The sequence below is a fragment of the Thermodesulfovibrio hydrogeniphilus genome, assembly GCF_054657355.1.
Genome location: NZ_BAAHYW010000001.1, coordinates 2,041,150 through 2,060,843 on the forward strand (window position 1 = coordinate 2,041,150; position 19,694 = coordinate 2,060,843).

Consider the following 19,694-nt stretch of genomic DNA (forward strand, 5'->3'; position numbering starts at 1 on the left):
TTTTATTTGCTGTCCAATTAAACAAGTCTAAATTTTAACTGTTCTATTTGAGGCTCAATTTGCGGTGTCTCTGTCGGTTTATTTATCCATTCCCATAAATTCCTATATGTAAATAGGTTTAGTCTCAACAATGCAACTAGATTACTTAATGACCATCCAAATGTTGATAACTCCTTCAGATACTTCAGTATCAGTATCGCTATTAATGCCGTCCATATCTGTATCTTAAGTGCATTCGCTGATGTCCCTACAAAGGTTTTTACTCTTAGATTTTGTTTCAATGTCTTAAAAAATCTGCCCTGCCATCTGTCTTTGTATATCTCTGATATGGTCGTTGCACCAAAGTTCAGTTGGTTCGTGAGTAGCACAACTGTATCTTTTGTTTCCTTATCCATGACCTCTATCCTCCGTAGCTCATATGGACAGTCTTGCTCTGCATAAAAACCCTTAAGCTTGATTATCTCATCCCGAATTATGTTTCTGTTCTTTGGCACTGGTAGGCTCTTTATCACTTTATAAGAGGCGTTGTCCTTAACCTTGTTACAAAATATACCCCCTCCTCTGTCCATCTACCAAATAAAGCATAGTCAACACACCCTCTGTCTATTACTACTATGGCACCAGAACAAAATTGAAGTCTCCTTAATATGTTTACTTCGTGCACTTTACCTTCTGTTATATGCGCATATTCAGGTAAATATCCTGAGTGGTCAAGTAGTAAATGCAACTTTACCGCACCTTTAGTCTTTCTGAATTTTGCCCAGTCAAATACTGTTGCACACAACTCTATTACAGATGCATCAAAGCTCATTAGCTTGTTCTTAAATCTGAATTTCCTCTTGCCAGTAAATTTAGACTGACATCTCTGAAGAAGCATATAAAATACTGCTTGAAAAAGTTCCCACGGTCTGTGTTCATTTGCATAGGCAAGGGTAGAGCTCTTTGGAGCTTCTTTTATACCAAGATGCCTTAACTTGCCAACGCAACTGGCAAGTCCATTACATATCTCTCTTAGAGAATGCGCCTGCCCAAGTTGACAAAATAACATAGCTACAAATTGCCCCCAACTCGGAAACCCTTTTGCTCTATGCTCAGCTTCTGTCTGCTTTGACTGACTTCTCAAATTCTAATCTTGGAAAAAAGGATAGAATTTGACTGAAAATACTGCTATACTTATTCATATACACCTCCGATCTGGGTCTTTAATTTTTAAGCTAAATGTTTATCTATTTTACCCAGATCGGAGCTTTTTAAAAAATTTATTTTGGACAAGAGTGATTTTTTATCTAATTTAAACTATTTTTCTAACACTGTTCAAGAAATTTGATATTTTCATTTAACCTAATTTATTGCAATTCTCACGTTTCATTGCGATTCCGGGCAAAGCGAGAAGGAAGAAAATCTCTCTTTTATGAGATTGCCACGCCTGCCTGACAGCAGGCTCGCAATGACGGGGAAAAATAAATGGCAGGCTCGCTATTACCACCTTTCTCGCCATTGCGAGGGACGAAGTCCCGAGGAATACAAGAAAGAACATGGCAAAGGATGATGCTTCTTTATTTTTAAAGGAGCTGTCAAATATAAATATGGCTTACATCTTATTACGAATGATTTGAGACTGTTGTTTTACCTCGTGTTTTGCTATACTAACTTATATCTAACGAAATACTTATTTTGCAGATGTCGGAGAAATTTTATTGACTTAAATAATTTATTGTTGGTAAAGTATTTATTAAAATCATAAAAGAGAGGAGGGGAGGAGCCGGATGCCCTCTGTGAATGTGAAAAACATGGATTCCTTTGAGGCAGCATTGAAGATGTTCAAGAAGCAGGTTGAAAGGGAAGGGATTCTCTCAGAAATTAAAAAGAGAGAGCATTATGAAAAGCCAAGCGTAAAGAGAAAAAAGAAAGTCCTTGCTGCCAAAAAGAAGCTCGCTAAAAAACTTAAACAAATGGCTAAGTAGTTTGTCTTAAAAAATATTTTATGGAGATTCTGGACATTCCAGAGTCTCCATTTTTTATATTTTAATCTCAATTAGTCGGAGGTTTAGATGAAACTTAAAGATTTTTTCAAGAAAGCTATACAAATTGGAATAGAAAATGATCCAAGAGGCAAAGAAGAAGTTATAAAGGAGTTAGAAAAGAGAAAAAAAGATTACGAGGCTCTTTCTGAGAAAAAAAAGAAATTTTTTGATTTGGAATGCCTTGAAAATCCCTATAGTGATTCAAGAATTCTTTTTGGCTCTGGTGATGAAGAGATAAAAACCATTCTTGCAGGTGTTGATATGGAAGTTGGAGAAGTTGTTCTTGCTGATTCATTAAGAAAAAATGGCACTCAGGTTGACCTCATATTAGCTCATCATCCTGAAGGTAGAGCTTATGCAAAACTTTATGCAGTGATGCACATGCAGGCTGATATTCTTGGTAGATTTGGTGTTCCAATAAATATTGCAGAAAGCCTTATGGAGCAAAGGATAAAAGAAGTTGAAAGAAGACTTATGCCAGTTAATCATACAAGAGCAGTGGATGCAGCAAGATTACTCAACATTCCTTTTGCTAATCTTCATACTCCTGCTGATAATATGGTTGCTACATATCTACAAAGACTTTTTGATGAAAAGAAACCTTATACATTGGATGATGTAATAGAACTTTTGTTAGAAATTCCAGAATATCAAGAGGCAGAGAAAAACAATGCTGGTCCTAAGATTCTTATCGGTAGCAAGGACAGAAAGGCTGGCAAAATTTTTGTGGATATGACTGGTGGAACCGAAGGTTCAAAGGATATTTTCCAAAGCATAGCATTAAGCGGAATTAATACAATTGTTTGCATGCATTTAAGTGAAGACCACCGAAAGGAAGCAGAGAAAAATCACTTAAATGTGGTTATTGCAGGACATATTGCAAGTGATAATTTAGGCTTAAATCTGCTTCTTGACAAAGTTATTGAGGGCGAAGACATAAAAATATTGGAATGTTCAGGTTTTAAGCGCTTTGTCAGACAATAATGTCTTAAATGGATTATCAAAAAATTGTTGAAGAGATTAAAGAAAAGGTTGATATTATTGATTTTATAGGAGAGTTTATTGATTTAAAAAAGACTGGGCAAAATTATAGAGCCCTTTGTCCTTTCCATTCCGAAAAAACTCCCTCTTTTTTTGTAAGTCCTTCAAAGAAAATATGGCATTGTTTTGGATGTGGCAAAGGCGGTGATGTTTTAACTTTTCTTATGGAATACGAAAATGTTGATTTTCATGAAGCCCTTTCAATACTTGCAAAGAGAGCAGGAATACATTTTTCTCCCTCACAAAAAACTCTGTCACCTGTGTCAAAGGAAAAGTTTTATGAAATATACAAAATTGCTGCATTATTTTATTCTGACCAGCTAAAAAAATCCCAAAGGGCAAAAAATTATGTTTTATCAAGAGGTATCAATGAAAGCTCAATTGAGTTATTTGCAATTGGATATGCACCAGATGAAAAGGATGCATTGTATAATTATTTAAAAACGCTAAATTTTGATGATAATTTGATTAGACGCTCAGCATTAGTTTCAAATAATTACGATTTTTTCAGAGACAGAATTATTATTCCAATTCATGATTCAACAGGAAGGATTATAGGTTTTGGTGGAAGACTCATAGAGCAAAAATCAGAGCTTCCCAAGTATATAAATTCCCCTGATACGACGATATTTAAAAAAGGAGAAAATCTTTTCGGATTTTGGCAGGCAAAAAAATTTATCAAAGAAAAAGGCTATGCTACAATAGTGGAAGGTTATATGGATGTTATTCTATGCCATCAGTACGGCTTTAAAAATGCTGTTGCACCGCTGGGCACTGCAGTTACTCTTGAGCAGTTAAGAAAAATTAAGAGGATTACCAATAAACTTCTTTTTCTATTTGATAGCGATGAGGCTGGAATCACCGCAGCTGAGAGAAGCTTAGTTCCTGCGTTTCAGTTAGGTTTCATTGTTAAAATAGCTTTGTTGAGAGAAAATGAAGACCCTGCAAGTATTCTGCAAAGGGAAGGTGCAAATTCATTAAGAAATTATATTGCTCGCGCATTCTCCCCAGTTGAACTTTTTATAGAAAAGAGGAAAAAAAAGAATCTGACAGAAAGAATTCACGACTTTCTCAGTATTCTTGGCTACTTAAAAGATTCCATATACACAGATCAGCTTTTAAAAGAACTTTCTGAAAAGACAGATATAAGCGAGATGTCTCTCAGAGACGAACTAAAAAAAGTCAGGACTGAAGCAAAACAAAATAAAGAAATGAGCAGCTTTTCAAAGGAAATTCTTCTTAATGAAGAAGAGTTTTTACTAAGGCTTATGTTAGCTCATCCAGAAAAGATAAATTACATTTTACAGTTTATAAGTATTGAGGATTTTGAAAACAATCTTGTAAAAAATCTCATACTTACAATAAAAAAACTCTATGAAGATGGACAGTATTCTTTGGAAAAATTTTTAAATCTTCTTGACCAAAAAGAAAAGGGCTTTATATCAAAATTAATTATGATATCTGAGATTGAAGAAAACAGTCTTGAAAAACATATAACTGATTGTATTAAAAGGCTTTCAATAAAGACAGTTGATAAAAAAATAAAGGAAGCTGCAAAATTAGGTGATGAAAAATCACTCTATGAACTAATCAGAAAAAAGAAAATTTTACTGGAAAAAAACAATGAAAGAGAGTGATGATTTTTTTGATTTTACAAACGAAAATGATGATGAATTAACAAAAGATGACGATTACATTGGAACTGATACGCTGAGTGCTTATTTCAAAAGCATTGCTAAGTTCTCAGTTCTCTCAAGAGAAGAAGAAGAGCTTCTCAGCAAAACCATTGATCAAAAAAAGACAGAGCTCATAATAAAACTTCTTCAAATTCCATTCGTTCAAAGAAAGATATATGAGCTAAGCGAAATTTTTTCCAAAAATCCCGAAAAAGCGATTGAATTGATAGAAGATGACCAGATAGAGCTTGAAGACATAAAGGAAAAATTCATTATAGTCTCAGAAATCATTAAGAAGATTATGCGAAGAAAGAAAACTCCAAAGGAAGTTTTAAAGAAAGTTTTTGACATCCCATTAAAAGATGAACTTTTATCAATGTTTGTTGAGGAGCTATGTCTATTTAGCGAGCAAATACAGAATGGTGCTGATTTGCAATCAATAACAGGGATGCCAAATAACGAATTTATTAAAATTTTTAAATTGATTAAGCAAATATGCAATGAATATACAGAGGCGAAGAACAGATTAATAGAGGCTAATTTAAAACTTGTTGTAAGCATTGCTAAAAGGTATTTGGGAAAGGGACTCAATCTTGAAGATTTAATTCAAGAGGGAAATATAGGTTTGATGAAAGCTGTTGATAAATTTGAATATAAAAAGGGATTTAAGTTTAGCACATATGCTACATGGTGGATAAGACAGTCAATAACGAGGGCTGTTGCTGACCATTCCAAAACAATTAGAATCCCAATTCATGTAATAGAGAATGTTAACAAAATTAATAGAATTTATAGGGAAAATGTTAATTCAGAAGGGAATGCGGATTTAAGTAATATTGCTCAGCAACTTCATATTTCAGTTGAAAAAATTGAAGAGATTATTACGATATGCAAAGACCCAGTATCGTTAGAAACGCCTTTTGGAGAAGATGATTCATTACTTAAAGAATTCATAGAAGATCCAAATTCTCCTAATCCCTACGAAGAAACAGTTCATGAAGACATGAAATGTTGTATTAATAAAATGTTTGAATTCTTATTGCCTAAGGAAAGAGAGATTTTAATAAAAAGATATGGATTAGATGGAGATAAACCAAGAAGTCTTGATGAGGTAAGCAGAATTTTTTCCGTTTCAAGGGAAAGGATAAGACAGATAGAATTAAGAGCAATAAAAAAACTTAGGAGACTGTCTAAACTCAAGTGGTTGAGGGATTTTATCAGAGAGTCTTGACTAATAAGCCTTTCTAAAGTTATAGTATTCAAAGAAGCTTGTTAAATAAGGGCCCATAGCTCAGCGGCCAGAGCTACCGGCTCATAACCGGTTGGTCCCAGGTTCGAATCCTGGTGGGCCCATTCCTAAAAAGGAGATATTTAAAAGAGGATGGAGGTTTTAAATACCCTTATCAGCCTACAAGAAATTGATTCTCAAATCATTCATTTAAAACATCAACTTGAAGCTTTACCTGCGGAAATTAAAAAATTTGACAAACTGATAGAAGATTTAAACAAGCAGTTTGAAAATGAAAAGAAGAAACTGACCAGTTTAGAGAAGAAAAAGAAAGACAAAGAAAGAGAGATAGAAGATTTTCACGAAAAAATAAAAAAACTCAAAGAAAAAACCTCCCAAGTAAAAACTAACAAAGAATATCAGGCATTGCTCAGCGAGATAGAAACAGTTGAAGAAAATTTAAAGAAAGAAGAGGAAAATCTGCTGCTTATTCTCTATGAGTTTGATGAAATAAAGAAAATTATAAAAGACGTGGAAAAAGAATTTGATGAAAGAAAAAAAGAGATTGAATTGCAGAAAAAAGAGATTGATGAGACAACTAAATTAATTAATCAGAAAATTGATGCTCTACTTGAAAGCAGAACAAATCTTATAAAAGATTTGCCAAAGGAATATTACAATGAATACAAAGAATTAATGAAGAAACATAAAGGCTTGGCAGTTGCTGAAGTTAAAAATTCAGTATGTCAGGGATGTTTTTTACATATCCCTCTGCAACTTTATGTAGAAATTAAACTTAACCAATCTATTCATTATTGTCCTCAATGTGGAAGAATTCTTTTTTATCGCAAGGAACAATCAGAGGAAGAAAAGGTCTCAACTGAATGACAGCAAAACTATTCTGTGATGGCGCATCAAGGGGAAATCCAGGTGATGCAGGAATTGGCTGTTTAATTCTCTATAACGGAAATGAAATAAAAATCTCAGAGTATATTGGAAAAACAACAAATAATGTTGCCGAATACACAGCTCTCATTAGGGGACTTGAAGAATCTTTAAAGGCAGGTATTACTGAGATAGAAATTTTTTCAGACAGTGAACTACTTGTGCTTCAGTTAAAGGGAGTTTATAAAGTAAAAAATCAGAAACTTATTCCTTTGTACATGCGAGTTTTAGAGCTCTTAAATCAATTTAAAAAATATCAGATAGTGCATGTATACAGGGAGGAAAATACTGTAGCGGATAAACTTGCCAAAGAAGCCTCATTCGGTAAAAGTAGTATTGTCTTCGTCAAATAATATCCCATCCAGCATTCTAAATCTTTTTGTTGACATTTTAGCAATGGCTTCGTTGTGGGTAACGATTATAAAGGTGGTTCTGTTTTCATCATTTATTTTTCTAAATAAATCAAAAAGTTCCATTGCTGAGCGGGAGTCAAGATTGCCTGTTGGCTCATCCGCAAGAACAATTTTGGGTGAATTAAATAATGCCCTTGCCACAGCTACTCTCTGTTGTTCGCCCCCAGAAAGCTCACCGGGGCGATTATGTGCTCTTTCATGAATTCCAAGTTTTTTTAAAAGTTCATATGCCCTATCTTTAAATTCAGATTTTTTTATCCCCCTATCTACTTTTGAAATTAAGCCAGGCATTATTACATTTTCAATTACACTAAACTCAGGTAAAAGATAATGAAACTGAAAGATAAAGCCAATAAATTTATTGCGGAAATAGGATAGGGATTCATCAGACAGTTTTAAAGGCTGAATATCCTCATTATTGAAATTATATACAATTTCTCCTGAAGAAGGTTTCTCCAAAGTTCCAATAATGTGAAGAAATGTGCTTTTACCAACACCTGAAGCTCCTGTAACAGCAATGATGTCTCCTTCTGTGGCAGTAAAGTCAATTCCTTTTAAAACTTCAATTTTTCCAGCCTTTGATGAGTAAGTTTTTTTAATGTTTTTTGTTATCAGTATCTTTTTCAACATCTTTTTTGAATGGTTTTCCAAATTCGTCAATTTTCTTCAGCACGCCTTTGTGAATATCGTCCGCCTTGTCAGCAGCATAATGCATGGCTTTTTTGATAATTCCAGTGGTTTTATCGCCTATATCACGAATTTTTTCACCTCCAAAAAGCACAGCAATGAATAAAAAGACAACTAAAATGATAATACTCAAGCAACCTATGTTTCTTATAAATTTAAACATCACTCATACCTCAAAATTTCTACAGGATTTAATTTTGCAGCCCTATGGGCAGGATAAACTGTTGAGATAAGACTTATTATTAATGCAGATGCTGATATTAACAATACATCCTTCAATTTCACCTTAACAGGCAATTTGCTAAGATAATAGACATCTGCAGGCAATTTCACTATGTCATAGGTTTTAATGATTTCGCATAATGCAAGCCCCAAAAATACACCGATGATTGTTCCAATAACTCCTATTAAAAAACCCTCAACCATAAAAATAGATTTTATTAACCTATCAGTTGCTCCCATTGATTTTAGTATAGCAATATCTCTCTGTTTTTCAGTAACATTCACCATTAGCATACTTACTATGTTAAATGATGCAACAAGCACAATTAATGTAAGTATGACGAACATGGCAAATTTTTCAAGTTTTAAAGCTGAAAAAAGATTTCTGTTCATCTGCATCCAGTCTTTAACATAAAATGCTCCACCAAGCTCCTTTGTTAAAGCTTGACTTACAATGTTAGCTTGATAAACATCCTTGAGCTTGAGCTGGATACCTGTTGCTTTGTTCCCATATTCAAAGAATTCCTGAGCTGTTTTTAAATCAGTAATTGATAGATTTGCATCGTACTCAAACATTCCCATCTCAAAGATTCCTGTGACAATAAATTTCTTGACCTTTGGAATTACGCCAAGAGGTCCGATTGTTCCCATTGGAGAAATTACTGTAATTGTATCTCCCGGAAGAACACCCAAGAGATTAGCAAGTTCCTTTCCAATTATAATCCACGGTAGGTCAGTATAGTTGTCGTATTTGTATTTAATGTGATTAAAAATTTCTGTGGTCTTTTTATCGTATTCTGGAATAATTCCTCTCAAATACACACCATGAGCTCTTTTTCCAGAAGATACAAGAACCTGTCCCATTACAAAGGGTGAAGCAGAGATTATCTCTTTTTTGTTAGATAAATAATCAGTCAGAGTTTGATAATTTTCTATACTTCCTGAATAACTAAGCACAACCGCATGGGCTTGAGCTCCGAGAATCTTTTTTTGTAAGTCTTCGTGGAAACCACTGATTACAGAGATAACAACTATTAATGCGGTTACTCCGAGAGATACTCCAGCAATGGAGATAAAAGTACCAAAAAATGTTCCTCTTTTTCTGCTTTTTAAGTATCTTAAAGCTATAAAAAGAGGTAACTTCATTTTTGTTCTGGTCTTAAAAGCGGAAACAGAATTACATCCCTTATTGATTGATTATTTGTCAAAATCATTACCAGTCTGTCTATTCCAATGCCCTCTCCTGCAGCAGGAGGCATTCCTATTTCAAGGGCTCTTATAAAATCTTCATCCATTTCAGGCGCTTCTTCATCTCCCTTAAGTCTTTCTTCAAGTTGACGAAGAAATCTTTCTTTTTGGTCAATTGGGTCATTTAATTCGGAGAAAGCATTTGCAAGTTCCCTTCCTGCGACAAAAAGTTCAAATCTTTCAACTAATTCTGGATTGTCTCTTTTTCTTTTGGCAAGGGGAGACAACTCAACTGGATAATCAATGATAAATGTGGGCTGGATCAGTTCAGGTTCAACGAGTTCTTTAAATATTTCATCAAGCACCTTTGAAAGACTTGCTTCATTTGGTATTTCTATTTTCTTTTCCTTTGCCCATTTTTTAGCTAAATTTTCATCCTTTAGTATTTCTTCTGGCACTCCCTTTTCTTTCAATGCATCATACATTGAAATTCTTTTAAATGGCGGTGTGAAGTCTATAACATGCTCTCCATATTGCACTTGAAGAGTTCCGCATACTTTTTCTGTTATATAAGATAAGAGTTTTTCTGTGAAATCCATGAGCCAATTGTAGTCTTTGTAAGCCACATAAAATTCTACCATTGTAAACTCAGGATTGTGCTTGGTGGATATTCCCTCATTTCTGAAATTTTTTCCAATTTCAAATACCCTTTCAAAACCTCCAACGAGGAGTCTTTTTAAATAAAGCTCTGGAGCAATTCTGAGGTATAGCTCCATGTCAAGGGCTTCATGATATGTTTTAAAAGGTTTAGCCCTTGCTCCTCCTGCTATTGTATGCATCATCGGAGTTTCTACTTCAAGAAATCCTTCATTCTCAAGAAACTTTCTTAGGTATTTGATAATCTGCTGGCGCTTTACAAATGTATCTTTGACTGAGGGATTTACAATCAGGTCAACATATCTTTGCCTGTATCTTGCTTCAATATCTTTCAATCCATGCCATTTCTCAGGCAAAGGTCTTAAAGACTTGCTTAAAAATTCAAAATTATGAACTTCAATTGTCAGCTCATTTGTTTTCGTTCTAAAAAGCCTTCCTTCAACTCCTATAATGTCGCCTATATCAAGTTGTTTTACGAACTGGAACTTCTCTCCCAAGATATCTTTTCTAAGATATATCTGAATTTTTCCCTTTGAATCCTGAATATGTGCAAAGGCAGCTTTACCAAAATCTCTTAAAAGTATTATTCTTCCTGCAACAGAGACATTTATGCTCTGATTTTCAAGTTGTTCTTTATCAATATGACCGTAATCTTTAATGATTTCTTCAGTAAAATTTTTTGGTTGAAATTTGCCATCATAAGGTTCAATTCCAATGCTTCTTAAGGTCTGTAATTTTTTAATTCTTTGTTGAATCAGTTCTCCAAGCGGTGTTTCCTGCATATCTTTGAGCAATCCCTCCTTAAAAATAAAATTAATTAAAAATCGGGGCGAGCCGATTTGAACGGCCGACCACTCGCACCCCAAGCGAGTGCGCTAACCAGGCTGCGCTACGCCCCGATTCAAGATAACATCTGTAAGATTTCTTTTAGTCTTAGTTTAATTTTTTCTATTATATCCTCTTTGCCCGAAATTTGACTACTATTGTTAGAGGTTTTAGTAATTTTGCTCAAATTTTTTCTAACTCCATCAATAGTATATCCTTCTTCATAAAGCATCTTTTTTATGATTAAAATCAACTCAATATCTTCTTTTGTGTATAACCTCTGTCCTGTTTTAGTTTTTTTTGGTTTTAATAGAGGAATTTCTGTTTCCCAATATCTTAAAACAGAAGGTTCAACCCCAACCAATTTGCTTGCCTCTCCAATTTTATAAAAAAGCTTATATGGTAATTTTGTTTGAAGAGGCTCTTGCATTTTATTTTATTAAGTCTTTTTTTGAATGATTTCTTTCAACTGTTCACTTGGTTTGAAAGTTACAACTTTTCTTGGCGTTATTTCAACAGTCTCCATTGTTTTTGGATTTCTACCTATTCTTTTGCCCTTCATTCTCACATTAAACAATCCGAAACCAGCAATTTTAACATTTTCTCCTTGTGCCAAAGATTCTTTAATTGTATCAAAAACTGTCTCTACAATTTTTTGTATCTCTGTTTTTGGTAAACCCGCTCTTTCAAAGATATAATTAACAAGATCCGCCTTCGTCATTCTATCCTCCCATTGTTTTTATTGCTATTGTAGCCTTTCCAAATCCTTTGAATTTTATCCTAATTTATCATGATTATGTCAAGTGAAAGCAGAATGATTGTGGGAAATTGAGATTATCATTTACTCATTGGAAGCTAAAATGAGCAGTTTTCTTAATCTTTCCTTGCGAGCCTGCCTGTTTGTTCTTTTTGTAATTGCGAGCGAAACGAAATAATCTTAGTACTGCAAAACAGACAAGATTGCTTCGGGACTTCGTCCCTCGGTATGACAATCTACGCCTTCATTGCTTCGGCATCTATAAGGATGCAGAAGCAATCCCATTCCTTGATGCCTCCATCCTGTCATTGCGAGCCAAAGGACTGCGAAGCAATCTCATAAAAAAAGTATAGCCTCAGAAATAAAATCTCTCGAAATGTCCATATATCTAACATACGATGACAAAAAAAAGAGAAAACTTTGCGATGACGGCAAAGTGGGAGACTGTTGGGAGCCGAAGTCGTGCGATCAGCAATGACGCTTAATAATCGCTCAATTTGGGTCATTAAAATTTTAGTGTTATTACTAAAGTCAAGTCACACTTTATTACTACATTAAAATGTCACATTTTATTTTAAGCTTCTCCTCCAAGGGTGATTAGCTGCAGGTTTATATTTCTTCTTTTCCTTCTGCTCTCTCTGTTCCTCTATATAAGTCCTGAGATTTAAAATCTCTTCTTTCTCTTTAAGTCTCTCTTTTTCTGTCTTATCTAATCCTTTTATTTCTGAATATCCTATACGTTTGCCTTCCCATAATATCTCCATTCTACCGTCTCTAAGTTCACAAACCTCTACCCATTTGCCTGCAAGGCTCTTAATTCCCTTTACAGGAAGTATCTGATAAACTCCTCCACAGTATCTTAATGTGTTGTCTTTGTTCACTTTTCTTGGATGTTTTATTGAAAAGACAAGGTCAAGGTCTTTTTCTTTAGCCACAGGCATATAAAGACTCTCTACAGAAAGAGTGTATCTACTGTTACTCCATGTAAGAAATTCCTCTTTGAGAAACTTGTTAGCCTCATCATAATCCCTTATGCCACTTAATCTCATCTCCTTAATAAGCCTGTCCTGAAAAAATCTAAACTTACGTTCAACTCTTCCTTTTGCCTGCGGAGTATTTACATTGATTAGTTTAATCCCCAATTCATTTAATGCTCTTGCAATCTGGGTTTCTTTATGTTGTACTTCAACATGATAGTGAAGCCCTCCATGCCTTGTTGTCCTAAAGTGAGAGGCTTTATCAGTGTATAAAGCCATAAAGACACCTCTTTGCTCTATATATGCTCTTATTACTGACATATTTGCCCATACTGTCTCAGATGGATGAAATTCAGCATACACAAATCCATCTGCATCATCTATCATTGCTACAAGCCACCATTGCTGCCCAATACCTTCAATCCACCTATGTTGAGATGAATCCATCTGCACAAGCATTCCTGCCTTAGGCATCCTCCTTCTCCTTCGGTATACTTTTCTTTTCTTCTTAGGTTCATGTAACCCTTCCTGTATCAATATCTTTCTTATACTTTCATAGCTTAAGTTAATGTCATGAACATCCTTAAGTTTATCCTTAAAGTGAAGTATGTTGAAATCCCAGTACAAGGACTTTCTCAAGCTTATGATCTCATCCTTGACGGAACAGTCAATCTTTAGGGCTGTGGGTGGCTCAGGTATTTTCCTTAAAAGTCCCTCAAAACCCTGAAACTTGAACCTCTCCTTTAGCCTTAAAAACCTGTCTGTAACTCAACCCTAATATCTCCTGAGCTTGTTTAAGGGTTAAAAAGCCTGATAAGACTTGATTCATTACTTCAAACCTCTTCAATTCTTCCTCCGTAAAAATGTATTTTTTTCTCCATAAAACCTCCTTCCTTTAGATTGCTTGCCTAAAAGAAGGAGGTTAACATATATGTGACATTTCAATTTAGTAAAAACAGATGACATTTTAATATAGTAACCACATCATTAAAATTTTAGTTGATTATGATATTAATTTTGCGTTAATATAGTTATCAATAAAGTATTTAAGGAGGAATAGCATTAAACTAAAAAGAGAAAATCAAATCATTGAAATCACACCTGAAGAATTAAAGAATATTCTAAAAGAAAATCAAGCTATAGCAATTAAAGTAAATGGAGTCTTAAAGGATATTTCTTTTTTATCCTCATTAAATCCCGATGATGAAGTAGAAATAGTTAGCTTGAATAGCAAAGAAGGACTTGAAATTTTAAGGCACAGCACCGCCCATATAATGGCTCATGCGGTAAAGGAGTTGTTTCCTGATGTTAAAGTTACAATAGGACCTGCAATTGAAGGTGGTTTTTATTATGATTTTGATAAAGATGAGCCCTTCACTGAAGAGGATTTGCAAAAGATTGAGAAAAAAATGAAGGAAATAATAAAGGAAAGAAAAGCTTTTGTCAGAAAAGAAATTCCTAAAGCTGAGGCATTAAAACTCTTTGAATCACTTGGTGAAACATATAAGTTGGAAATTATTAATGAAATAGAAGATGATACAGTATCAATATACGAAGAAGGTGGTTTTATAGATTTGTGCAGAGGTCCTCATATACCCCATACGGGAATGGTAAAGGCATTCAAACTTTTAAATGTTGCTGGAGCCTATTGGAGGGGTGATGAGAAAAATAAAATGCTCCAAAGAATATACGGAACTGCTTTTCCCACAAAGGATGAGCTTGATGAGTATCTTAAATTTCTTGAGGAAGTAAAAAAGAGAGACCACAGAAGGTTGGGAAAACAGCTCAGATTGTTTGAAATAAGCGATGAAATTGGTCCGGGATTAATAATATGGCTTCCAAATGGAGCAATTATTAGAAAGGTGATAGAGGATTTCTGGAAGGATGAGCATCTGAAGGCAGGTTATCAGCTTCTGTATACGCCTCATATAGCTAAGCTTGATCTCTGGTCAAAGAGTGGTCATCTTGATTTTTACAGGGAAAACATGTTTTCTCCGATGCAAATAGATGAAGTTGCTTATCAACTCAAACCTATGAACTGCCCATTTCACATTCAGGTATACAAATCCGAACTTCGCAGTTACAGAGACTTACCATTAAGATTTGCTGAGCTTGGAACAGTTTATAGATATGAACGTTCAGGCGTTTTGCATGGTCTTTTAAGAGTAAGAGGCTTTACACAGGATGATGCCCACATATTTTGCACAGAGGAGCAACTGGAGGAGGAAATTCAGAAAGTTCTTGATTTTACTGTATTTATTCTTTCAACCTTTGGTTTTGACAACTACGAAATTTACATTTCAACAAGACCTGAAAAATATGTAGGTTCTCTTGAAAACTGGGAAAGGGCAACATCTGCACTTGAACAAGCCTTAAAAGTTAGAAATTTGCCATATCAGATAGACCCAGGAGAGGGTGTTTTTTACGGTCCAAAGATTGATATAAAAATAAAGGATGTTTTGAATAGAGCTTGGCAATGTAGTACAATTCAGGTTGATTTTAATATACCCGAAAGATTTGATATTACATATAGAGGAAAGGATGGGAAAGAGCACAGACCTATAATGATTCATAGAGCATTGATGGGTTCATTAGAAAGATTTATGGGAGTTCTTATTGAACATTACGCAGGAGCTTTCCCAATTTGGCTATCTCCAATACAGGTAGAGGTAATGTCAATTTCTGAAAAACACGTAGAATATGCTAAAGAGGTTTATGAAAAACTTATGAATCAAGGGATACGAGCAAAACTTAACATTGAAAATGAAAAGATAGGCTATAAAATCAGGCAGTCAACATTGGAAAAAATTCCCTATATGTTAATACTTGGTGATAAAGAGGTTGAGACAAAAACAATTACAGTCAGAAGAAGGGATGGCAAAAACTTTGAACTAATTGAACTTGATAATTTCATTGAAATGCTTGACGGACAAATAAAGACTAAAAAATCATTTGAGGAGGTGACACAATAGCAACAAAGGACACAAGAGTAAACGAAGCCATTAAGGCAAAGGAAGTAAGATTGGTTGATGAAAATGGAAAGCAGTTAGGAGTTGTAAGTATAAGAGAGGCTTTGGCAATTGCAAGAGAGAGAGGATATGACCTTGTTGAAGTAGCACCAAATGCAAACCCGCCTGTATGTAGAATAATGGACTATGGAAAATATAAGTATCAGACAGAAAAGAAAACCTCTGCCAAAAAAACATCTACAGTTAAGGAAATAAAAATAAGACCTCAAATATCTGACCATGACCTTCAGTTAAAAGTAAAGCATATTAAAAGATTTCTTGAAGATGGAGATAAGGCAAGGGTTACATTATTTTTCAGAGGAAGGGAAATTGTTCATTCTGAACTCGGAATGAAAGTTTTTGATAAAATAAAAGCTCTTCTGATAGGTTTTCCTCATAAAATTGAACAGGAGCCAAAACTTGAAGGAAATAATATGAGCATGATTATTGCTCCGAGTAAAGATTGATAATTTCCTTAAAAATCTATTAAAATAATTGTCTAACACCTTGAAGGAGGAGATTATTTATGCCAAAAATTAAAACACACAGAGGTGCAGCAAAAAGATTTAAAGTTACAGGCACAGGTAAAATAGTCCGCAGAAGGGCAAACAAAAGCCATCTTCTTACAGGTAAGCCTTCTAAAAGAACGAGAAGGTTAAGACAAGCAGCTTTAGTAGATGAGACAATGTACAAGACAGTTAGAGCACTTATTCCTTATAAATTTTAATTAGGGAGGTGGAAAATTGGGAGCATATACTACATATCGCCCACATAAGCTAAAAAAGAAAAGAACTCATGGATTTCTCAAAAGAATGAGTACTCCTGGTGGAAGAAGAGTAATAAAAAGAAGAAGAGCTAAGGGAAGATGGAGATTAACTCCTTAGTCTCAAATATATTTCTATTTTTCATAAGAATTTACAGGAGATTTATTTCTCCATTAATGCCACCAGCATGTAGGTTTTATCCGACTTGCTCAGAATATGCAGAGCAGGCAATAAAAAAATATGGAATAAAAGGTATTTTTCTATCTATAAAAAGAATACTAAAATGCCACCCATTTCATCCAGGAGGTTATGACCCTTTAAGGTGAGAATATGGAAAACTCAGGTTTAAGAGCAGTATTAGCAGTAATCATAAGTATGGCAATACTTTTTGGCTTTCAGTATTTTTATACAAAATACTATCAGCCTAAAAATCAGCCTGTTCAACAGCAAGAGACACAAAAGCAGGAGAAATCCGTAGACACTAAAACTCCAGCTGTTCAGCTGCCTGCTGAGAAAAAGCCTGTGGAGAAAATTGTAAAAGATGACAAATACAGGGAAATAACAGTTGAAAATGATGTTTTCAAAGTAATACTCTCAAATGAGGGTGCAACAATTAAGCGAGTTCTTTTAAAGAAATATAAAGACAATAAAGGCAATCCTGTTGTTCTTTCGGCTTCTGAAATTTCAGCCCTTTCAATTTTAAAAAATTCACAGCTTGATTATGCAAAAGCCATGTTTAATGTTGACAGTTCAAGGGCTTCCTTTAGTAATTCCGAAGAAGCAGTTGTTGCTTTCAGCTATAATGATGGCGATGTTTCAATAAAAAGAAGCTTTATTTTCAACAAAACAGATTATGCAATTGATGTCAAAGATGAAATAACAGGGCTTGGGAACTATTATGTAACACTGGGTAAGGATTTTGGAATATTTGACAAGGAAGATGCATCCCATTGGGGTCCTGTTATTCTAAAAGATGCTGACAGAATTGAACTTAATCCTTCAAAGATAAAAGAGCCTGCAGTTTACAAGGATGGAGTTAAATGGGTTGCTCAGGAAGATAAATACTTCTTTGCAGCTTTAACGCCAATAAGCAAGGCAAATCAGTTTGTGGTATCTCCTTATAATGGAAATGCTCTTGTATCAGTTGAGTTTCAGGATGGAGTTAATCATTATAAAATTTTTGCAGCTCCAAAGGAGTATGATTATTTAAAAAAGTTTAATTTAGGTCTTGAGCATATCGTAGATTTTGGATTTTTCTCAATTATTGCTCGCCCCCTATTTTGGTTTTTAAAGCTTTTATACAGCATTACATCTAATTACGGAGTTGCTATCATAATTCTTACAATCCTTGTGAGAATACCCTTTATTCCCTTAGTTAATCGTGGTCAGAAATCAATGCAAAAATTGAGTGAACTTCAACCAAAATTAGCTCAATTAAGGGAACAATACAAAAATGATCCTCAGAGGCTTCAGAAGGAGATGATGGAGCTTTACAGAAAATACAAGATCAATCCAATGGGTGGATGTTTACCAATACTGCTGCAGATTCCTGTGTTTTTTGCATTGTATAAAATATTGACAGTAGCGATAGAACTAAGACAGGCTCCATTTATGTTATGGATTCAAGACCTTTCTGCTAAGGATCCATATTATGTGCTTCCGATTTTGATGGGTGCTACAATGTTAATTCAGCAAAAGATGACACCTTCAACTATGGATCCAACACAACAAAAAATAATGTTGCTTATGCCAGTAGTATTTACATTCCTTTTCCTCACCTTTCCATCAGGATTGGTGTTATACTGGCTTGTAAACAATATTTTTGGAATAGCACAGCAATTTTACATTAATCAGAAAACAAAAGCCAAGGCGTGATTTCCTCAGAATTTGACACAATTGCCGCTATAAGCACACCATTAGGAGAAGGCGGTATTGGTATTATTAGAATAAGCGGTCCTGATGCTATTTCAATTGCTGATAGAATTTTTCAGTCTCCTAAAGGGATAAACCTGCATAATGTAAAATCCCACACCATCCACTATGGTTTTATAATTGATTTAGAAACAAATGAAAGGATAGACGAAGTTCTGGTCTCAGTAATGCGTGCACCAAACACTTACACAAAGGAAGATGTTGTGGAGATAAACTGTCACGGTGGATTTATAATCTTAAAAAGAATTTTGAATATTGTTATAAAACAAGGAGCAAGACTTGCAGAGCCGGGCGAGTTTACAAAAAGAGCTTTTTTGCGCGGACGAATTGACCTAAGTCAGGCAGAGTCTGTTATTGACCTTATAAGGGCAAAAACTGATGAAGCTCAAAAAATAGCCCTTGAACATCTAAGTGGCAAGTTATCTCAAAAAATAAACTCCCTAAGAGATTCTTTAACAAGAATATGTGCCCATGTTGAAGCCTATATTGATTTCCCTGAGGAAGACATTGATGGATTGACTGAAAGGGAGATAGAAGATGAAATAGCAAGAATTGCCGATGAGATAAAGGGACTTATTGAAGGATACGAGGAAGGAAAGATTTACAGAGAAGGACTGACAACTGCAATTGTAGGAAAACCAAATGTTGGAAAATCCTCTCTTCTGAATGCGCTTCTGATGAAGGATAGAGCAATAGTCACTGAAATTCCCGGGACTACCAGAGATATCATTGAGGAGTATGTAAATATTAAAGGCATTCCTTTAAAAATAATTGATACTGCAGGAATAAGACAGGCATATGACCTTGTTGAAGCTGAGGGAATAAAAAGAACACTTAAGGCTATTGAGGATGCAGAATTAGTTTTGCTTGTCCTTGACTCGAGCAGAGAAATTGATAGTCTTGATATGGAGATCATACAAAAGGTTAAAGACAAAAAAGTAATTGTAATTTTAAACAAAAAAGATATCAGGAGCAAAGAATTTACTCTGCCAGAAGAGTTAAAAAATAAGCCTATGGTTGAAATGTCAGCTTTAACGGGCGAGGGAATAGATGAGCTAAAAGAGCTTATATTCAACACATCAATCTCTAACAAATACAGGCAGGAAGGTTTAGTGGTAACAAAATTAAGACATAAGATAGCTCTTGAAAAAGCTTTTGAAGCACTTCAAAGTGCTCTTAAAAGTTTCATAAATAAAGAACCCCTTGAGATTACTGCTATGTTTCTCAGAGAGGCTCTTAGCTTTTTAGGTCAGATTGTTGGCATTGTCACTACCGAGGAAATCTTAAATCTCATATTTAGCGAATTTTGTATTGGTAAGTAATGGATGATGAATCGTAATTACGAGAGTA

General features: G+C 34.6%; 21 protein-coding genes, 2 tRNA genes and 1 pseudogene. 14 read left to right on the forward strand and 10 right to left on the reverse strand.

The annotated features are described in order from the left end of the window. Positions 1 to 17 precede the first annotated feature (17 nt). Positions 18 to 1,123: pseudogene (locus ACYQ3P_RS10380) on the reverse strand (IS4 family transposase). Positions 1,124 to 1,766: 643 nt separating this feature from the next. Here ACYQ3P_RS10380 and rpsU point away from each other — a divergent pair. The 7 genes from rpsU (at position 1,767) to ACYQ3P_RS10415 (ending at position 7,267) form a co-directional block, all read left to right on the forward strand. After that, on the forward strand, positions 1,767 to 1,964 hold the full coding sequence (gene rpsU / locus ACYQ3P_RS10385) for a 30S ribosomal protein S21 (protein ID WP_460177808.1): 198 nt from the start codon (positions 1,767 to 1,769) through the stop codon (positions 1,962 to 1,964). 87 nt (positions 1,965 to 2,051) lie between these two features. Beyond that, a complete protein-coding gene (locus ACYQ3P_RS10390; protein WP_460177809.1) occupies positions 2,052 to 3,008 on the forward strand; it encodes an NGG1p interacting factor NIF3 in 957 nt (318 codons plus the stop codon). Positions 3,009 to 3,016: 8 nt separating this feature from the next. Continuing rightward, entirely contained in the window at positions 3,017 to 4,702 is a 1,686-nt protein-coding gene (gene dnaG, locus ACYQ3P_RS10395; protein WP_460177810.1) for a DNA primase, read from the forward strand. Continuing rightward, positions 4,689 to 5,972 (forward strand): sigma-70 family RNA polymerase sigma factor, encoded by a 1,284-nt coding sequence (locus tag ACYQ3P_RS10400; protein ID WP_460177811.1) that lies wholly within the window; start codon positions 4,689 to 4,691, stop codon positions 5,970 to 5,972. The genes dnaG and ACYQ3P_RS10400 overlap by 14 nt, the downstream gene beginning before the upstream one ends. 49 nt (positions 5,973 to 6,021) lie before the next feature. Then, positions 6,022 to 6,094: transfer RNA gene (locus tag ACYQ3P_RS10405), tRNA-Ile, on the forward strand. A gap of 28 nt (positions 6,095 to 6,122) precedes the next feature. Further along, positions 6,123 to 6,857: a zinc ribbon domain-containing protein gene (locus tag ACYQ3P_RS10410; RefSeq protein WP_460177812.1), complete on the forward strand. Its 735-nt coding sequence runs from the start codon at positions 6,123 to 6,125 to the stop codon at positions 6,855 to 6,857. Further along, positions 6,854 to 7,267, forward strand: coding sequence for a ribonuclease HI family protein (locus ACYQ3P_RS10415; protein ID WP_460177813.1), 414 nt, complete (start codon positions 6,854 to 6,856; stop codon positions 7,265 to 7,267). The genes ACYQ3P_RS10410 and ACYQ3P_RS10415 overlap by 4 nt, the downstream gene beginning before the upstream one ends. Here the strand turns inward: ACYQ3P_RS10415 and ACYQ3P_RS10420 are convergent. The 9 genes from ACYQ3P_RS10420 to ACYQ3P_RS10460 all read right to left on the reverse strand — a co-directional run bounded on the left by ACYQ3P_RS10420 (position 7,232) and on the right by ACYQ3P_RS10460 (position 13,487). Then, complete coding sequence (locus tag ACYQ3P_RS10420) at positions 7,232 to 7,957, reverse strand: ABC transporter ATP-binding protein (RefSeq protein WP_460177814.1); 726 nt, start codon at positions 7,955 to 7,957, stop codon at positions 7,232 to 7,234. The genes ACYQ3P_RS10415 and ACYQ3P_RS10420 overlap by 36 nt on opposite strands. Next, complete coding sequence (locus tag ACYQ3P_RS10425) at positions 7,923 to 8,177, reverse strand: hypothetical protein (protein WP_460177815.1); 255 nt, start codon at positions 8,175 to 8,177, stop codon at positions 7,923 to 7,925. Before ACYQ3P_RS10425 ends, ACYQ3P_RS10420 begins: the two co-directional genes overlap by 35 nt. Then, positions 8,177 to 9,382 carry a lipoprotein-releasing ABC transporter permease subunit gene (locus ACYQ3P_RS10430; RefSeq protein WP_460177816.1) on the reverse strand — a complete coding sequence of 402 codons (1,206 nt, stop codon included), beginning with the start codon at positions 9,380 to 9,382 and terminating at the stop codon, positions 8,177 to 8,179. Before ACYQ3P_RS10430 ends, ACYQ3P_RS10425 begins: the two co-directional genes overlap by 1 nt. Beyond that, positions 9,379 to 10,863, reverse strand: a complete 1,485-nt coding sequence (gene lysS, locus ACYQ3P_RS10435) for a lysine--tRNA ligase (protein WP_460177817.1) — start codon at positions 10,861 to 10,863, stop codon at positions 9,379 to 9,381. The genes ACYQ3P_RS10430 and lysS overlap by 4 nt, the downstream gene beginning before the upstream one ends. A gap of 42 nt (positions 10,864 to 10,905) precedes the next feature. Then, a tRNA-Pro gene (locus ACYQ3P_RS10440) sits at positions 10,906 to 10,980 on the reverse strand. A 2-nt stretch (positions 10,981 to 10,982) separates the two neighbouring features. Further along, the gene (locus tag ACYQ3P_RS10445) at positions 10,983 to 11,336 is read right to left on the reverse strand and encodes a MerR family transcriptional regulator (protein WP_460177818.1); all 354 of its coding nucleotides are present in this window, start codon (positions 11,334 to 11,336) and stop codon (positions 10,983 to 10,985) included. 9 nt (positions 11,337 to 11,345) lie between these two features. Further along, on the reverse strand, positions 11,346 to 11,627 hold the full coding sequence (locus tag ACYQ3P_RS10450) for an integration host factor subunit alpha (RefSeq protein WP_460177819.1): 282 nt from the start codon (positions 11,625 to 11,627) through the stop codon (positions 11,346 to 11,348). 605 nt (positions 11,628 to 12,232) lie between these two features. After that, the gene (locus ACYQ3P_RS10455) at positions 12,233 to 13,339 is read right to left on the reverse strand and encodes an ISNCY family transposase (protein ID WP_460178081.1); all 1,107 of its coding nucleotides are present in this window, start codon (positions 13,337 to 13,339) and stop codon (positions 12,233 to 12,235) included. 16 nt (positions 13,340 to 13,355) lie between these two features. Beyond that, on the reverse strand, positions 13,356 to 13,487 hold the full coding sequence (locus ACYQ3P_RS10460; protein ID WP_460177820.1) for a hypothetical protein: 132 nt from the start codon (positions 13,485 to 13,487) through the stop codon (positions 13,356 to 13,358). 238 nt (positions 13,488 to 13,725) lie between these two features. On the opposite strand from ACYQ3P_RS10460, the gene thrS reads away from it, so the two are divergent. From thrS to mnmE, 7 genes are read left to right on the forward strand one after another with little or no spacing between them, the layout of a single operon-like run. Beyond that, the gene (gene thrS, locus ACYQ3P_RS10465; protein WP_460178082.1) at positions 13,726 to 15,612 is read left to right on the forward strand and encodes a threonine--tRNA ligase; all 1,887 of its coding nucleotides are present in this window, start codon (positions 13,726 to 13,728) and stop codon (positions 15,610 to 15,612) included. Further along, a complete protein-coding gene (gene infC, locus ACYQ3P_RS10470) occupies positions 15,609 to 16,115 on the forward strand; it encodes a translation initiation factor IF-3 (protein ID WP_460178083.1) in 507 nt (168 codons plus the stop codon). Before thrS ends, infC begins: the two co-directional genes overlap by 4 nt. A 59-nt stretch (positions 16,116 to 16,174) precedes the next feature. After that, positions 16,175 to 16,375 carry a 50S ribosomal protein L35 gene (rpmI, locus tag ACYQ3P_RS10475; RefSeq protein ID WP_460177821.1) on the forward strand — a complete coding sequence of 67 codons (201 nt, stop codon included), beginning with the start codon at positions 16,175 to 16,177 and terminating at the stop codon, positions 16,373 to 16,375. A gap of 16 nt (positions 16,376 to 16,391) precedes the next feature. Further along, a complete protein-coding gene (rpmH, locus tag ACYQ3P_RS10480; protein WP_460177822.1) occupies positions 16,392 to 16,532 on the forward strand; it encodes a 50S ribosomal protein L34 in 141 nt (46 codons plus the stop codon). Next, positions 16,514 to 16,738, forward strand: coding sequence for a membrane protein insertion efficiency factor YidD (gene yidD, locus ACYQ3P_RS10485; RefSeq protein ID WP_460177823.1), 225 nt, complete (start codon positions 16,514 to 16,516; stop codon positions 16,736 to 16,738). Before rpmH ends, yidD begins: the two co-directional genes overlap by 19 nt. Positions 16,739 to 16,742: 4 nt before the next feature. Then, entirely contained in the window at positions 16,743 to 18,287 is a 1,545-nt protein-coding gene (gene yidC, locus ACYQ3P_RS10490; RefSeq protein ID WP_460177824.1) for a membrane protein insertase YidC, read from the forward strand. Continuing rightward, entirely contained in the window at positions 18,284 to 19,666 is a 1,383-nt protein-coding gene (gene mnmE, locus ACYQ3P_RS10495; protein ID WP_460177825.1) for a tRNA uridine-5-carboxymethylaminomethyl(34) synthesis GTPase MnmE, read from the forward strand. Before yidC ends, mnmE begins: the two co-directional genes overlap by 4 nt. Positions 19,667 to 19,694 lie beyond the last annotated feature (28 nt).

Coding starts and splice junctions, on each gene's coding strand:
- ACYQ3P_RS10450 (WP_460177819.1), bottom strand. CDS start 11,627: ATGACGAAGGCGGATCTTGTTAATTATATCTTTGAAAGAGCGGGTTTA.
- ACYQ3P_RS10420 (WP_460177814.1), bottom strand. CDS start 7,957: ATGTTGAAAAAGATACTGATAACAAAAAACATTAAAAAAACTTACTCA.
- dnaG (WP_460177810.1), top strand. CDS start 3,017: ATGGATTATCAAAAAATTGTTGAAGAGATTAAAGAAAAGGTTGATATT.
- ACYQ3P_RS10410 (WP_460177812.1), top strand. CDS start 6,123: ATGGAGGTTTTAAATACCCTTATCAGCCTACAAGAAATTGATTCTCAA.
- yidC (WP_460177824.1), top strand. CDS start 16,743: ATGGAAAACTCAGGTTTAAGAGCAGTATTAGCAGTAATCATAAGTATG.
- ACYQ3P_RS10445 (WP_460177818.1), bottom strand. CDS start 11,336: ATGCAAGAGCCTCTTCAAACAAAATTACCATATAAGCTTTTTTATAAA.
- ACYQ3P_RS10390 (WP_460177809.1), top strand. CDS start 2,052: ATGAAACTTAAAGATTTTTTCAAGAAAGCTATACAAATTGGAATAGAA.
- ACYQ3P_RS10430 (WP_460177816.1), bottom strand. CDS start 9,382: ATGAAGTTACCTCTTTTTATAGCTTTAAGATACTTAAAAAGCAGAAAA.
- ACYQ3P_RS10425 (WP_460177815.1), bottom strand. CDS start 8,177: ATGTTTAAATTTATAAGAAACATAGGTTGCTTGAGTATTATCATTTTA.
- yidD (WP_460177823.1), top strand. CDS start 16,514: ATGGAGATTAACTCCTTAGTCTCAAATATATTTCTATTTTTCATAAGA.
- rpsU (WP_460177808.1), top strand. CDS start 1,767: ATGCCCTCTGTGAATGTGAAAAACATGGATTCCTTTGAGGCAGCATTG.
- rpmI (WP_460177821.1), top strand. CDS start 16,175: ATGCCAAAAATTAAAACACACAGAGGTGCAGCAAAAAGATTTAAAGTT.
- lysS (WP_460177817.1), bottom strand. CDS start 10,863: ATGCAGGAAACACCGCTTGGAGAACTGATTCAACAAAGAATTAAAAAA.
- ACYQ3P_RS10415 (WP_460177813.1), top strand. CDS start 6,854: ATGACAGCAAAACTATTCTGTGATGGCGCATCAAGGGGAAATCCAGGT.
- ACYQ3P_RS10400 (WP_460177811.1), top strand. CDS start 4,689: ATGAAAGAGAGTGATGATTTTTTTGATTTTACAAACGAAAATGATGAT.